Genomic DNA, 14,617 nt, shown 5'->3' on the forward strand with positions numbered 1-14,617 from the left:
GATCGGGCGGATCGGTCGGATCGGTCGGATCGGTCGGATCGGGCGGATCGGGGGTGGGGGGTGTCCGTGTTCGGGGTGGGGGGCGTGCGTGGCTTGCGGAGGGTGGTTGCGCGCGCCGGGGAAGTGCGCCCCCGCCGGTCGGCGGGTGTCGACTCCTCCGGTCGGCGGGGTGGGCGGGTCGGCCTGGGGCCGGGGGCCGGATTGTCACCCGGGCGGCGCTGGCGCAGGCTGGTCGCAGGACCGGGGAGACGGTCCGCACCGGCTCGCCGGGGATTCCGCGGAGACGGTCCGCGAGGTACGAGGGGCGGGGCGATGGCAAGCGGGAAGCTCTGGGACTACGTGGCGTCGGGCGCCCGGGCGCTGGGCGGGTTGGGTCCGCTCGGACGGTCCGGCGGACTGGCGGGTTCGTGGCTGGTCAAGAGCGCGGGCGGGGTCGGTCGACCGGGCTCGACGGCCGGGTTCGGTGCGCCGCCGGCCGGTGGCGGCGGGCTCGGCGGCCCGCTCCGGGCGGGCTCGGGCGGGATGGTCGGACCCCAGGCGTTGTCGCGACCGGAACTGGAACGGTTGCGGTGGACCGACCGGGCCGGCGGCTGCGTGCCGGACGCGCGGCACGTCCAGGTGGCCGACGTGGTGCGCAGGGTGCTGCGCGGCGGCGGCCGGTCGGCGTCGGTGTCGGTGCGGATACCGGTCGGCCTGCCGGTGGTGGTGGCGGACGCCCGTCGTCTGGAGGCGGCGCTGGCCGGGCTGGTCGACCACGCCGTCCGGCGCAATCCGCCCGGGGTCAGGGTGCTGGTCCGGATCGATCCGGTGCCCGGTCCGGGCGGTCCGGGCGGGCTCGGGTTCCCCGGCTTCCCGGGGTCCCCGGAGATCCCCGCGGGTGAGCTGGCCCGGGTGGAGCTCAGGGTCGTGGACCAGGGGCCGTCGGAGCTCCCCGAGGCCCGGCACTGGCTGCCGGCCGGGGTCCGGGCCGCCGAACCCGGAGGCCCGGCGGACGGGCGCGAACCCGGCGGGGCGGGCGACGCGGCCGGGCCCTCGGTGCCCGCGCTGGTCCGGGCCGCGGGGGGACGGCTGGGCGTGGAGCAGACGCCCGGTGGAGGGGTCACGGTGGTGCTCGTGCTGACGGTCGCCGGGGACTGACGGCGGGCCGTCGGGGGCGGTTCCGGCGCGCCGCGCAGGCCCCTCCACCCTGGAACCGCAAACAGTTCTTCGCAAAAACCCTTTGCGAAGAACTGTTTGCGGTTCTAGGGTGTTGCCATGACCGATGACCGCAGGTGGCCGCACAGCCCGGACCCCCAGACCGATGTCGTGCTCGACGCCAAGGGCCTGCGTGCCCTGGCCCACCCGGTGCGCGTGCAACTGATCGGGCTGCTCCGCAAGCACGGCCCGTCCACCGCCACCCGGCTCGCCGGGCAGCTGGGGCTGAACTCGGGGGCGACCAGTTACCACCTCCGCCAGCTCGCGGCGTCCGGGTTCGTCGCGGAGGACACCGAACGCGGCAACGCCCGCGAGCGGTGGTGGAAGGCGGTCCACCAGGTCACCTGGTGGACGGACGCGAACCTCGCCGACGAGGACCCGGAGGCGGCGCTCGGCTACCTGAGGTCGATCGTCGCGGCGCACACCGTCACCGCGCAGACGGCGCTCAACGCGTACGAGACCATGCCGAGCGACTGGCGGCACGCCCTGGACCTCAGCGACTCGGTGCTCCGGCTCAGCCCGGAGGAGGCCCGCGAACTGGCGGCGGAGCTGACGGAGGTGGTCGCGCGCTACCGGCGGGCCGATCCGGCCTCGGCGGGACCGGAGGGCACCGAGCGGGTGGCGGTGGTCGTCCACGTGCTCCCCGACCCGGTCGCGGCGGCACCTGAGGAACTGGAGGAACGATCATGACCGCGCGGAGTACGGACGCTCCCGCTGCCGGGGCTGCCGGGGCTGCCGGGGCTGCCGATGCCGCAGCCGCGCCGCGCAGTCTCCGGCCGCTGGTCGGTGTGCTGGCGGCGATGGCGGTCTCCCTGACCGGGACGCGGGTCTCGGCCATCGCCCTGCCCTGGTTCGTGCTCGCCACCACCGGCAGCGCGACCATGACCGGCCTGGTCGCTTTCGTCGAGCTGACGCCGTACGTGCTGGTCAAGGCCCTCACCGGGCCCGTGGTCGACCGGCTCGGCCCGCGTGTCGTCTCCTGGACTGCGGACGCGGTGAGCGCCGTCGTGGCCGGTCTGGTGCCACTGCTGCACGGCCTCGACCTGCTGCCGTTCTGGCTGCTGCTGATCATGGTCGGGGTAATCGGTGCGGCCCGCGGCCCGGGGGACCTGGCCAAGGAGGTCATGGTCCCCGAGGCGGCCGACCGGGGCCGCGTCCCGATGGAGCGGGCCACCGGGCTGTCCGGGGTCACGGAGCGGTTGGCCTCCACGGCCGGCCCGGCGGTGGGCGGAGCTCTCGTCGCGCTGCTCGGCCCGATGGCCGGCCTCACCGTCAACGCGGTCGCCTTCGCGCTGGGCTCGCTGGTCATCGCACTCGCGCTGCCACGGGGCATGGGTCGGGCCGTCGCCGCGCACGCCGCCGCTGCCCTGCCACTCACCGAGGCCGCGCCGTCGTCCGAGCCCGCGCCTGGACACCGGACCGGGCGCGTGGCCGAGCGGGTGGCCGAGCCCGGGGCGCCGCCGCCGGTCGGCTACTGGCGGATGTTCCGGGAGGGGTTCACCTTTCTCCGGGGCGACCCGCTGCTGCTGACGATCATCGTGATGGTCGCGGTGACGAACCTGCTGGACGCCGCGTTCATGACGGTCCTGGTCCCGGTCTGGGCCCAGGAGTCCGGGGGAGGTCCGGCCGCCATCGGTCTGACGGGAAGCGTCTGGGGGATCGCGGCGGTCGGGGGCAGCCTGATCGCGGCAGCCGTCGCCCACCGGCTGCCGCGCCGGACGGTGTTCTTCACCGGCTTCCTGCTCTGCGGTGCCCCGCGGTTCCTGGTCCTGGCCCTGGGGGCACCGATGGGTGTCGTCCTCGCCGTCTTCGCGGTGAGCGGTTTCGGCTCCGGATTCCTCAATCCGATCCTCGGCGCCGTCCAGTTCGAGCGTGTACCGCGCCACCTGCTCGGCCGGGTCAACGCCCTCGGCGACTCCTTGGCCTGGGCCGGCATCCCGTTGGGCGGTCTCCTCGGCGGCGCGGCCGTGGCCCTGGTCGGGCTCATACCCGTGTTGCTCGTGTGCGGCGGTCTGTACTTCGCCACCACCACGCTCTCCGGCCTGCGCCCGGAGTGGCGCGAGATGGACCGCAAGCGACGCCGTGGACCTGAAGCGGTCGCCGACACGGGCAGCACTCCGGCAGAACGGCCTGCGGTCACCACCGGGGTCGGGGCCTGACCCGGACGGCCACGCAGGCGGGTCGGGCCGGGGCAGGTCAGGTCGATCCCGTCGGGGCCGCCGTCGGCGGGGCCGCCGATCCAGGGGCGACCTGCGGTCGGCCCGCCGAACGGCAACCGGTTCCTGTCACACCCCGACGGTGGGGGGCCGACCTGGTGAAGCCGTCCAGTGGAGGAGGAGAAGCGAGGCGAGAGCGGCCAGGGCGCACCAGGTGGAGACGAACGCCAGCCGCCAGAGCAGGGCGCAGACCAGCGCGCCGACACCGGTGAGCAGACCGAGGAGGCGAAGCGAACGGTCACCGCTGAGGAGGAGCGCGCCGACGGTGGCAAGGAGGTAGCCGAGGAGGAGGAGAGCCGGGTACGGGACGCCGACGCCGTAGGTGAGGGTGTGGGTGTGCTCGGTCACGGTCACCGGCGGGGCGGCGACGGCGAGGGCCAACGGGACGGCCACGAGGATGCCGAGGAGGGCGACGGCGGTGAGCAGCCTGCGACGGGTCGGTCCGCCGTCGGTCGCGCAGCGGACCCCGACGGGGACCATGACGGGGAGCAGCGGCAGGGCGATCACCGCCCAGACCGTGCCCGCCCAGCGGGCCGTCCCGGCGGGTAGGTCGCCGCCGGCGCCGAGCCAGACCGCGGCCTCGATCAGTTGGTGCACGCCGAGGACCAGGGGGAGTGCGGCCAGCACGAGCCGTTCAGGTCGTCCGGCGCGGTGGGCCCGGACCAGGCAGACAACGCCGACGGCCGAAACCGCGCCGCCTACCACCAGGTCCGCCCGGGCGCTCCAGCACATGTGCCGTGCTCCGGCGGCCGGTCAGCGGGCGCCCGGGAGCGGGCCGGCTCCGTCTGCGCCGTCGTCGCGGTCGTCGTTGCGGCCGCTCGTGTCGTTGCCCGCCATGTCGCTCCCCTGCGCCCTGTTCCGCTTCGTCCCGGCCCGCTTCGGTCCGTTCTCCTCCCCACCCTTGCCCATGTCGCCCCGGTTCGTCCCGTTCGTGGCGTCCGTCCTGTTCGTGTCGCCGGGGCCCCGGCCGACGGTTGCCGCGCCGCCCGGGCCCTCGTCGCAGGGTTCCTCGTCCGGTTCCTCGCCGGAATCGGCTCCGGGTTCTTCGGTGGGCTTATCCCCGGAGCCCTTCGAGTCCTTGCCGACGGCACCGGGCATCGCGGGGTGGCGGCCGATCACCACCACCCCGGTCACGATGGCCAGCAGCCCGGCGACCTCCCACGCCAGGGCGCCCGGGGTGACCCGGAGCCGGTCGCCGAGGAAGCCGACCGCGCAGGCGATTCCGGCGATCGGCTGGGCAGCGGTCAGCGCCGGGAGCGACATGCGCAGCGGCGCGGCCTCGAAGGCGCTCTGGACCAGCAGCAGCCCGACCACGCCCGCCGCCACCACCGCGTACGGCTGCCAGCTGCCCAGCACCGCGTCCAGGCCCTGGCGGTCGAGGCGCTGGGTGGTGGTCCGGGTGAGTGCGTCCTGGAGCCCGTAGAGCAGGCCGGCCGCCAGGGCGAGCAGGGTCGCCTCCTCGAACAACGGCATCCGGCGGGCCGTCGACACGAGCAGCAGCGTCAGGCCGACGACCGTCCCGACCACCAGCCAGTGCCGAAGTTCGCTCGCCGGCGGGCCGCCGCCGGTCGGGCGGCCGGCCACGATGAACGCCGTCACCCCGGCGGCCAGCAACAGCACACCAGCCCAGCCCGAGCGGCCGAGCGACTGCTTGGTCAGGACCCGGGAGAGGGCCATGGCGAAGACGAGGTTGGTGGCGAGCAGCGGTTCGACGAGCGAGACCTCGCCCTGGTTGAGGGCGAGGGCGGAAAGGATGAGCCCGCAGACCATGAAGCCGGTGCCGAGCAGCCACTCGCGCATCCGCAGCAGGTCCAGCAGCAGGCGCCAGCGGAGCAGGTCGGCACGCGGGGCCCGCTGCGCGGCGTGCTGCTGGAGGACGAAACCGAGGCCCAGACAGCAGGCGGCGCTGAGTGCCAGGACGAAGACCGCCACGAAGGGACCACCCGAAGGTCGTTGCCCGCGCCGCACCGCCGGTCCTCCGGAAGAAGGGGGACGTCCGCACGGAGTGCCTCCCGGGCGTCCCGCGGTTCTGGCGCGCTGTCGTCAGCCTACCGCCGGGGCCCGGCGCCGACCCCCGGAGCTGCGCCGGGCGCGGGGCGCGGTGTCCGCTTGCCGCCGCCGTGGTGGCGGGCGCACGCTGGTGTGAGCGGACGCCACGGGCCACTGCCCGTGCCGGTCCGGGCAGGCGGGACGGGGGCCGGCGCCAGGAGGTGTGGCATGCACAACCAGTGGGATGTGGAGCTGAGCTTCGAGGAGGACGGCGTCCACACGGGATGCAACGCGCGGCTGACCGGGGCGCGAGCGCCGGGCCTCACCGCGCACGGGGAAGCGCTGAAGAGTGTGGAGGACCGACCGCTCGCCCGGATCGGCGAGGAGGTCGCGGCCTCGCGCGCCCTGGAGGCGCTGTCCCGCAAGCTGCGGGCCCAGGCCACCGGGGAGATCGAGGACGAGGGGCACCGGCCGGGGTACCTGATCTACTGACGCGGCCGCTCGGCGAATGCGCCGGCCGCCCGGTCCACGGCCGCCCGGCAGGACGTCCGTACGGCTGGGTGCCTGAACGCTCGGGCCCTGACTGGCCAGGCCCCTGAACGCTCGGCCCCTGAGTGCCCGGCCCCCGGCCGCAGGGGCCCCGACCCGCGGCCGGTCCGGAGTCCGGCCCGGCCGCGTCCGGAGCGCCGCCGGTCCCGTTCCGACCCTCCGGTTCGGAACGGGACCGGTCTCCGCCGGGCCGCGTCCTCCGGTTCCGTCAGCGCGGCCGGGCCGGCTGCGGCCCGGAGGCCGCCTTGCGGGCGGGCACGAACAGCACCGAGATCAGTGCCGCCACGCCGAGCAGGGCGGCGGTGACCACGAAAGCCCGGTCGTAGCCGGCCGCCAGCGCGGCCAGGGGGGTCTCGCCGTCCTCCGCGGCCCGGCGGGTGGCGGACACCGCGAGGGTCGACAGGACGGCGAGGCCGATGCTCCCGCCGCACTGGCGTCCGGCGTTGAGCAGTCCGCTGACCAGGCCGGCTTCCCGCGGGTCGACGCCGGAGGTGCCCATCGCGGTGTTGGAGACCATGCAGATGCCGACGCCGACGCTGGCCACGAGGGAGGGGCCGACGAAGGCGGTGAGGTAGCCGGAGTCCACGCCGAGTCCGGCGAACCAGAGCATGCCGAGGCCCCCGAGCAGCAGGCCGCCGGTGAGGGTGGCCCGTCCACCGAAGCGGGCGGTGAGCCGGCCCGCGATCATGCTGCCCGCCGCCGTTCCGGCGCAGAACGGCAGGAACGCGGCTCCGGCCGCGAGCGGGCCGTAGTGCAGGACGTTCTGCAGGTGCAGCGAGCAGAAGTAGAAGCCGACCAGCATGGCCGCTCCGAGCAGCGTGACGACCGTGCTCGCCACCCAGGCCGTACGGGCCCGGAGCACGCCCAGCCGGACGATCGGCGCCTGTGCGAACCGGGATTCCCAGAACAGGAAGGCGAGGCCGAGCAGAACGGCGGCGGCGATCGTGCCGAGGGTGCGGGCCGAGCCCCACGGGTGCCGGTCGGTCTCCATCAGCCCGTAGACCAAAGCGGTCATCGCACCGGTGCCGAGGACCGCGCCGAGTACGTCCGGGCGGCCGGCGCGCGGTGGGCGGAAGGCCGGCACCGAGCGTGCTGCCAGGGCGACGCCGACCAGCACGATCGGGGCGTTGACGAAGAACACCCAGCGCCAGTCGAGCAGGTCGGTGAGTACCCCGCCCAGCAGCACGCCGAGCGCGCTGCCACCGGCGGTCACCATCGACCAGATGCCCAGCGCACGGGCCCGGGCCGGTCCCTCGGCGAAGGTCACCATGATCAGGGTGAGGCCGATCGGGGCCAGTACCGCGGCCGCGACGCCCTGTCCGGCGCGGGCGGCGACCAGCTGGGTGGGTGTCTGGGCGAACCCGCCGAGCACCGAGGCGATCCCGAACAGCACCAGCCCGGAGAGCACCGCGCGGCGGTGCCCGACCAGGTCGGCGATCCGGCCGCCGAGCAGCAGCAGCCCGCCGAACGCCAGCGCGTAGGCGTTGACCACCCAGGGCAGCGCGCTGTCGACGAAGCCGAGGGCCTCGCTCATGGCGGGAAGCGCGATGTTCACGATGCTGGCGTCGAGCGTGACCATCAGCTGACAGAGGCAGACGGTGGCGAGGACGAGGCCCGGCCTGGCGTGCCGGGCGTGCTCCCCGTGCGGGGTGGGCGGCGACTCCGGGGCGGGGTCCTGGGCCGGGTCCTGGGCGTGGACCGGCGTCGGGCCGGGTGACGTCCCGGGAGCGGCCCCGCGGGGCGGGGTGGGTGGCGCGGCTTCGGGCATGACGACCTCCGATGCGAACGTTGTTCGCGTAAGGTAAGCCTTACTCGATGTCGAGTGCAAACGACCCGGTGGAGGAGCGGGTTGGCGGAGCCATGGCAGGATGGCGGAGTGTCAGAAGAGACCAGTCGGCCGGGCGCCGGCGGACGTGAGGCGGACGCCGTGCGCGAGGCCGCACCGCAGGCCGCGCCCGCGACTGCCCCGGGGAGCGCACCGGAGACCGCACCCGAGGTCCCGCCCCGGGCGGGCTCGGGGACCGCACCCGCCGCCGCGGCGCAGGGGGCCGCAGAGGTGGCCGGGCAGGTCGCGGGGGAGCGCGGCCGGTACGGGCGCAAGCGCCCGCGCCCCGGTCTGACCACCGCCGGCGTGGTCGCCGCCGGGCGCCGGGTGATCGAGCGCGACGGGATCGACGCGCTCACCATGCGCGCCGTCGCCACCGAGCTCGGCACCGCGCCCGCCTCCCTCTACCGGCACGTGACCGACCGTGAGGCGCTGCTGCTCGCCGTCCTGGAGGAGATCGCCGAGGGCCTGCCGGTCGGCGTGGCGGGTGCCGGCCCGGAGGCCCGGCTGCTGCGCCGGCTGGTCGACGCCCACGACTACATGGCCGGCCACGCCTGGGTGCTGCACATCCTGATCCGGGGCGAGCTGGTGGCCGAGAACGCGCTGCCCTTCAACGACGCCTGCCTCGCCGACCTGATGGCCGCCGGACTCCCGCCCGGGCGCGCGATGCCGGCGTTCCGTTCCTGCTGGCAGCTGGTCCTCGGCGAACTGCTCTCCGAGCACCCCGTCAGCCCGCCGCGGGAACCGAGCCAGCGCCGCGCCGCGTACGAGGGGGCGGACGCGACGCGGCTGCCGGCCCTCGGGCGGGTGCTGGCCGAGACGGGGTACGTCGGCGTGGGCGAGCGGTGCGGGGAGCTGGAGGTGGCGCTGGGTGCGCTGATCGCGGGGCTGGTGCGACGCGGGTAGCCCCGGGCCGCGCGGCCGCGCGGTCAGGGGCCGGTGGCGAGGAAGGCCGTGAGCCGCCGGTTCAGTTCGTCCGGCCGGGCGGTCAGCAGGGTGTGGTGGGACGTGCCGGGGAGGACCGCGACCGTGGTGGACCGGAGGGTCCGTCGGGCGCGTTCGGCCACCGCGGCGGCGTCGTGGGTCCGGCTCCGTTCGGCGAACAGGGCGAGGACGGGCGCGGTGAGCCCGCGCAGCTGGTCGGCGGTCGGGCGCGGGCCGGTGACCGGCCGGGCGGCGGGGAAGCCGGCGTACCCGAGTGCGTACAGCTCGCGCCAGGCCGGGTCGAGGGCGGTCCCGCCGCTCTCCCAGTCCAGGTAGGAGCGGGCCCTGGCGGCCGTGCGCGGGGGCGCGAGGAGGGGAAGGGCCCGCAGCAGGTAGCCGGGTCGGAAGCCGGCGAAGCACTGGGTGGGATCGAGGAGGGCGAGGCGGCCGACCCGGCCGGGGGCGTGCAGGGCGTAACGGAGGGCGATCCACGCGCCGTAGGAGTGGCCGACGACGTCGGCGGCGGCCACGTCGAGCCCGTCGAGGACGGCGTCCAGCCAGCTCAGCAGGCCGGGGACGCCGCCGAGCGGCGAGCCGCCGAGGACGCTGCGGCCCGGGTCTCCGATCAGGTCGACGGCGAGGACCCGGTGGCCGGTCCCGGTGAGTGCGGCGACGACGGCGGTCCAGCAGGTCGAGGTGGAGCCGCCGCCGTGCAACAGGACGAGGGGGCGGCCGTCGCGCGGGCCGCAGGCGTTGACGCGGGTGGCGCCGTGGGGCGTCCGGACGGTGAGCGCCTCGGCCGGGACGGGCCAGCGGGCGAGGGCCTCGTCGTAGGCGGTGAGGAAGGCGGCGTGGCCGGGTTCGACGGCCGGGTCGGCGGATGTGCGTGCGGACATGATCTCCCCCGGTGGATGATGGAGTCGCTCGCCGAGCATGTATCTCGCTCAGCGAGAGAATACGTCCGGGGGACCGCCAGGGAAAGGACACGGGGTGGAGCAATCTCGGCTGCCGATGGAGCTGGTCCATCTGCTGCGCGGACTGACCGTCGAACTCGACCTCTTCGGCGCCGAGTTCGCCGCGCGGCACGGGCTGCACCCGACCGACCTGCGGGCGCTGGTCCACCTGCTCGACGCCGCGCGGGCCGGTTCGGTGGTCACTCCCGGGCGGCTCGGTGAGGCGTTGCGGCTGAACTCGGCGGGGACGACCGGTCTGGTCGACCGTCTGGTGCGGCTCGGCCTGATCCGGCGCGAGCGCGATCCGGAGGACCGTCGCAAGGTCCGGCTGGTGGTGGAGGACCGGGCGACGGAGCTCGGGCAGGCCTTCTTCGGCGGGCTCATCGCCGATCTGGTGACCGCGATGGGCGGCTTCGGGGAGGCGGAGCTGGCGGTGGCGCAGCGGTTCCTGACGGCGATGACCGACGTGGTGGCGACGGCCCGGGCCCGGTGACGCCGGCCTGCCGGCGGCAACCGGTCGGTCGCGGCCGCGACCCGGCGTGCCCGCGAGGGGGCTACGGATCCGCAGTGGCGGAGCGTACGGAGCTGCCGTCCGGACGGAGCCAGGTGCGTCGGTCGAGTCGGACGCAGGGGCGACCGGCGACATCGAGCGCGGACCCGGTGCGCGTTGCCGGTGCGAACCCCCGGGCGGGCGCTCTGCGGACGAACGGCCCGCCGGTTCCCCGGCGGGCCGTCCTCCCACGGGTCGGGATCAGTAGATCCTGTTGGCGAAGGTCCTGAACGCCGTCTGCGTGCCCGAGCCCGCGATGCCGTCGATCGCGCCGGTGTAGCCCCAGTACCCCCGCAGCCAGTGCTGAACGTTCTGGGCCTGCGTGGTGTTCAGCCCGAGGTTGTTCACCGCGAGGACGCGCTGGGAGCCGGAAGCCTGGACGGCCGGAGCGTTCGGGGTGGCGCTCGCGGTGGCTGCAAGGCCGAACGTGGCGGCTGCCGCCACTGTGACGGCAACAGCGCCCTTCGCGATCTTGTGCTTGAGGTTCATGGTCCCCCGGTCCCGGACGGTCCGGACGGATGCGAGCCGACGAGGCCGTCGGCGGGGCGCGTCCCGGCTACGGCCGGAGCCCGGCGAACTCGTCCAGGACCGCCACTCGCAGCTCGTGCGCGCCGTCCGGCCGGGTCTGCTCGTAGTACAGGTACCAGCGCCCCCGGGCGGCGACCACGTCGGCGTAGCGGACGTTCAGCCAGGGCCCGTCGGTGGTCAGCCGGTGCCACTCCCGCAGGTCGGTGGAGACGGCGAGGCCGCAGCGCTCCTCGTAGTTGCCGGCGGCGTCGGCCGAGCCGTCGTAGAGCGCGAGCCAGCCGCCCCGCCCGTCCGGGAGGACGGCGGTGATCCGGGCCTCGTAGGCGTCCCAGGCGCCGGGCGGACCGACGTCCAGGACCTCGGCGGCCCGGCCGGGAGGGGCGGTGAACCGCAGTCCGTCGGGCGAGCCGGCGCGCGCGGTCGGCTGGACGGTGAGGCCGGTGGTGTGGATGTCGGCGTCGGCGTGGGCGAGCTCCTGCTCCTCGGCGGTGAAGGCGCGGGTGCGCGAGACGGTGCTGAACATCTCTACCGTGCCGTCGAGTTCGAGCAGGTAGGGGTCCTTGACGCCCTCGGTGCCGGTGCCGGCGGCGGTGAGGACCGGGGTGCGGGTGGCGAGGTCGAAGGAGTCCGGTGCGCCGGCCCGGACGGCGTCGATCCGCCAGCGGTTGTCGGCCGGGTCGACGTAGCTGAGGTGGAGCAGGTAGCCGTCGTCGCGGGGGAGCAGGGCGAAGCGCTCCATCGACGGCGAGTCCAGCTCGGCGCGCTCGACCGACCAGACGTCGTGGAACTCGACGCCGTCCCCGCTCTCGGCCACCGCGCAGCGCCAGCCCCGGTCCTGGCCGTCGGTGCCGCGCGGGCGGCGCTCGCGGTAGGTGAGCAGGAAGCGGTCGCGGTCGGCCTCGTAGCGGATGCCCGGGCAGCCGGCCCAGTAGCCGGGCAGGGGGCGCTCGGGTGCGCGGACGAGGACGGAGTCGCTGAGGTCGGGCGGGGTGGGCAGGGTGCGCGGGGCGGTGGTCGGCATGGCTGGCGGTCGTCCTCACGGAAGGCGGCGGGGTGCTTCGGCAGTTTCTATCAGATCGATAGAAAGTTTCGAGACGGTGTCCCGAGGCGGGCGGCATGTCGCTGGTCAGCAAGGGGCTCTTTCTGCCTGCCGGGCTTCTGTGAAGCCTGTGTTTCCCCCTGTGGCGATCGGGCAACGCAGGTCGGCCTGGTCTTGACCATCACCGGAAGATCGGGAAAGACTTCTTCTCACAGTCGATCAAACATCTTGCGGCGATCGCTCGCCGCGCACCGTAGAGGAAGCCCGACCCGATGACAGCCCCCACCACCGACGCGCCCGGCTACGGCGGTCTCGGCCTGTACGTCGGCGACATCCACAACCACTGCGGCATCAGCTACGGCCACGGCCCGATCGAGGACGCGTACGCCAACGCCCGCCTCCAGCTCGACTTCGCCAGCGTCACCGGCCACGGCTGGTGGCACGACCTCCCCGAGCGGACCCCCGAGCTGGCCTCGCTGGTCGACTACCACACCCAGGGCTTCGCCCGGCTCGCCGACCGCTGGGAGCACGTCCAGGAGGTGACCGCCGCCGCCCACGAGGACGGCCGGTTCGTCACCTTCCAGTCCTTCGAGTGGCACAGCCTCGCCCACGGGGACCACTGCGTGTACTTCGACGGCCCGCGCGGCGAGATCATCCGCGCCGCCGGCCTGGAGGAACTGCGAGCCCGGCTGCGCGCCCTCGCGGCCGAGGGCGTGCGGACCTGGGCGCTTCCGCACCACATCGGCTACGGCACCGGGCGGCGCGGCATCAACTGGGACACCTACACCGAGGAGTTCGCCCCGGTGGTGGAGATGATGTCGATGCACGGCTGCGCCGAGTCCGACGAGGCGCCGCGCACCTACCTGCACACCATGGGCCCGCGCGACACCGCCGGGACCGCCGTGCACGGGCTGCGGCTCGGCCACCGGTTCGGGCTGATCGGCTCCACCGACCACCACAGCGCCTTCCCCGGCAGCCACGGTCACGGCCGGCTCGCCGTCTGGGCGCCGGAACTGACCCGGCCGGCGATCTGGGACGCGATCGAGCGGCGGAGCACCTACGCGATCACCGGGGACCGCATCCTGCTCGCGGCCTCCGTGAACGGGGCGCCGATGGGGGCCGAGACCGCGTCGGCCGACCGCCGCCGGATCCGGGTCACCGTGCAGGGCCGGGACGCGCTCGACCACGTCGAGGTGGTCCGCAACGGCGTGCCGATCCACCGGGTCTCCCGGCCCGAGCTGCTGGGCGCCGCCGCCCGGTCCGCCGCGTTCGACGGCACGCTGGGCTTCGCCGTCGGCTGGGGCAAGCGCGAGACGCCCGTCCACTGGGACGTCACGCTGCGGGTCGAGGGCGGCGAACTGCTCGACGTCCAGCCCCGGTTGCGCGGTTCGGAGACGGTCGCCCCGGCCGCGGCCGAGCCCGCGTCGTACCGCCCGTCCGACTGGTGGCGCACCGGCCCGGGCGAGCTGCGGCTGCGGACCGTGACCGAGGGCAACCCCAACACCGCGACCGACGCCACCCAGGGCTTCTCGCTCGCGGTCGCCGGCGACGACCGGACCAGGCTGACGGCTGTCGTCAACGGGGTCGAGACCTCGTACGCCGTCGGGGAGCTGCGCGAGGGGCCGCGGACCGGGTTCATCGGCGGGTTCGTCTCCGGGGCCTTCCGGTTCGACCGGGCGGTGCCGGCCGGGGAGCTCACGGCCGAGCTGGACCTGATCGACGAACGGCCGGGCGGCGACGGCGACTTCTACCACGTACGGGTCCGGCAGCTGAACGACCAGTGGGCGTGGTCGAGCCCGACCTGGGTCGGGCGGGCCGCGGGCGCCGGGCGGACGGGCCGTGCCGGGTCGGCGGCGGCCTCCTGTCGACGGGCCGGCTGACGCCTGAAGCCGTCGTCGGCCGGCCGCCCCGGTCACCGTCACCCGAACCCGTACGTCCCGAGGAGCACGATCCCCATGGCCCCGTCCCGCCCCACCGCACGCCGGCTCGCCGGCACCGCCCTCGCCGCCGCGCTGCTGACCGGCACCCTCGCCGCCCCGGCGGCCGTCGCGGGCACGACCGCCGGAACCGCCACCGCCGTCACCGCCACCACCACCGCTGCCACCACCGTGTTCTCGGACGACTTCGAGTCCGGCACCGTCGCCAACTGGACCCGTCAGCGGATCGACGGCAACGGCAGCATCACCGTCACCGGCGGGCCCGCCGGCGGTTCGGGCCTGGCCGGCCGGTTCAGCGTGCCCAACGACGGGCAGTCCTACCGCTCCGAGGTCGCCGTCAACGCCCTCGGCTGGGGCGGCTACCGCTTCGCCTTCGCCGACTACCTGCCCGCCGACTGGGTGCGCACCTCCACCGAGACCATCGTCGCCCAGTGGCACGGCTACCCGCTCGCCGACGGCAGTGACACCAAGCCGCCGATCGCCCTCACCGTCAAGGACGGCAACTGGCGGCTGAAGGTGCACTGGCTGACCGACCCGTCCACCGTGCAGGAGGCCGTGATCCCGCTCGGCGCCGTGCAGTTCGGGCACTGGAACCAGTGGGCCTTCGACGTCACCTGGTCCACCGCCACCACGCCGGGCTCGATCACCGTGCTCCGCGACGGCGTCCAGGTCGGCACCCACAGCGGGCTCAACAACTACCACCAGAACCAGGCGCCCTACTTCAAGACCGGCATCTACCGCGCCAACTGGAACCCGGCCAAGGGCATCTCCTACCCGACCGGCGGACCCGACGTGGTGCTCTACAGCGACAGCGTGGTCGTCACCAAGTACTGAGGCGGGTGGGGGAGTTCCCCGCCCCGTCGGCCCGCGGCCCCGTGCCGCGGGCCACCCCGAACCCAACCACCAAGAGGTA

General features: G+C 74.9%; 13 protein-coding genes and 1 pseudogene. 8 read left to right on the forward strand and 6 right to left on the reverse strand.

The features are described 5' to 3' along the window. Positions 1 to 312 precede the first annotated feature (312 nt). The 3 genes from ACFWOG_RS12055 to ACFWOG_RS12065 all read left to right on the forward strand — a co-directional run bounded on the left by ACFWOG_RS12055 (position 313) and on the right by ACFWOG_RS12065 (position 3,353). Positions 313 to 1,137 carry a hypothetical protein gene (locus ACFWOG_RS12055; protein WP_380357300.1) on the forward strand — a complete coding sequence of 275 codons (825 nt, stop codon included), beginning with the start codon at positions 313 to 315 and terminating at the stop codon, positions 1,135 to 1,137. 117 nt (positions 1,138 to 1,254) lie between these two features. Next, positions 1,255 to 1,884: a helix-turn-helix domain-containing protein gene (locus ACFWOG_RS12060; RefSeq protein WP_329950127.1), complete on the forward strand. Its 630-nt coding sequence runs from the start codon at positions 1,255 to 1,257 to the stop codon at positions 1,882 to 1,884. Positions 1,885 to 1,994: 110 nt separating this feature from the next. Next, positions 1,995 to 3,353: an MFS transporter gene (locus ACFWOG_RS12065; protein WP_380357336.1), complete on the forward strand. Its 1,359-nt coding sequence runs from the start codon at positions 1,995 to 1,997 to the stop codon at positions 3,351 to 3,353. 126 nt (positions 3,354 to 3,479) lie between these two features. Here ACFWOG_RS12065 and ACFWOG_RS12070 read toward each other — a convergent pair whose 3' ends face one another. Both ACFWOG_RS12070 and ACFWOG_RS12075 read right to left on the reverse strand, forming a co-directional pair. Next, entirely contained in the window at positions 3,480 to 4,142 is a 663-nt protein-coding gene (locus tag ACFWOG_RS12070) for a DUF6629 family protein (protein WP_380357303.1), read from the reverse strand. 354 nt (positions 4,143 to 4,496) lie between these two features. Further along, positions 4,497 to 5,342 (reverse strand): annotated as a pseudogene (locus ACFWOG_RS12075) (DMT family transporter); the annotation flags it as partial. A 285-nt stretch (positions 5,343 to 5,627) separates the two neighbouring features. Between ACFWOG_RS12075 and ACFWOG_RS12080 the strand changes: the two are divergent. After that, the gene (locus ACFWOG_RS12080; protein ID WP_329877854.1) at positions 5,628 to 5,891 is read left to right on the forward strand and encodes a dsRBD fold-containing protein; all 264 of its coding nucleotides are present in this window, start codon (positions 5,628 to 5,630) and stop codon (positions 5,889 to 5,891) included. Between the two features lie 265 nt (positions 5,892 to 6,156). Here the strand turns inward: ACFWOG_RS12080 and ACFWOG_RS12085 are convergent, their stop codons facing one another. Further along, positions 6,157 to 7,716, reverse strand: a complete 1,560-nt coding sequence (locus ACFWOG_RS12085; RefSeq protein ID WP_380357306.1) for an MFS transporter — start codon at positions 7,714 to 7,716, stop codon at positions 6,157 to 6,159. 108 nt (positions 7,717 to 7,824) lie between these two features. Here ACFWOG_RS12085 and ACFWOG_RS12090 point away from each other — a divergent pair, with 108 nt between their 5' ends. Beyond that, the gene (locus ACFWOG_RS12090; RefSeq protein ID WP_380357308.1) at positions 7,825 to 8,679 is read left to right on the forward strand and encodes a TetR/AcrR family transcriptional regulator; all 855 of its coding nucleotides are present in this window, start codon (positions 7,825 to 7,827) and stop codon (positions 8,677 to 8,679) included. A gap of 23 nt (positions 8,680 to 8,702) precedes the next feature. On the opposite strand, the gene ACFWOG_RS12095 is transcribed toward ACFWOG_RS12090, so the two are convergent. After that, positions 8,703 to 9,593 (reverse strand): alpha/beta fold hydrolase, encoded by an 891-nt coding sequence (locus ACFWOG_RS12095; RefSeq protein WP_380357311.1) that lies wholly within the window; start codon positions 9,591 to 9,593, stop codon positions 8,703 to 8,705. A gap of 115 nt (positions 9,594 to 9,708) precedes the next feature. On the opposite strand from ACFWOG_RS12095, the gene ACFWOG_RS12100 reads away from it, so the two are divergent. Then, positions 9,709 to 10,143, forward strand: a complete 435-nt coding sequence (locus ACFWOG_RS12100; RefSeq protein WP_329950158.1) for a MarR family transcriptional regulator — start codon at positions 9,709 to 9,711, stop codon at positions 10,141 to 10,143. A gap of 258 nt (positions 10,144 to 10,401) precedes the next feature. On the opposite strand, the gene ACFWOG_RS12105 is transcribed toward ACFWOG_RS12100, so the two are convergent. Together ACFWOG_RS12105 and ACFWOG_RS12110 are read right to left on the reverse strand one after the other, a co-directional pair. Beyond that, entirely contained in the window at positions 10,402 to 10,689 is a 288-nt protein-coding gene (locus ACFWOG_RS12105) for a hypothetical protein (RefSeq protein ID WP_380357313.1), read from the reverse strand. 67 nt (positions 10,690 to 10,756) lie between these two features. Then, complete coding sequence (locus ACFWOG_RS12110) at positions 10,757 to 11,749, reverse strand: hypothetical protein (protein ID WP_380357316.1); 993 nt, start codon at positions 11,747 to 11,749, stop codon at positions 10,757 to 10,759. 290 nt (positions 11,750 to 12,039) lie between these two features. Here ACFWOG_RS12110 and ACFWOG_RS12115 point away from each other — a divergent pair, with 290 nt between their 5' ends. After that, positions 12,040 to 13,647, forward strand: coding sequence for a DUF3604 domain-containing protein (locus ACFWOG_RS12115; protein ID WP_380357319.1), 1,608 nt, complete (start codon positions 12,040 to 12,042; stop codon positions 13,645 to 13,647). Between the two features lie 75 nt (positions 13,648 to 13,722). After that, positions 13,723 to 14,538 (forward strand): polysaccharide lyase, encoded by an 816-nt coding sequence (locus ACFWOG_RS12120; protein WP_329950119.1) that lies wholly within the window; start codon positions 13,723 to 13,725, stop codon positions 14,536 to 14,538. Positions 14,539 to 14,617 lie beyond the last annotated feature (79 nt).

Origin of the sequence: Kitasatospora sp. NPDC058406, assembly GCF_042722765.1 — a bacterium.
Lineage (GTDB): Bacteria > Actinomycetota > Actinomycetes > Streptomycetales > Streptomycetaceae > Kitasatospora.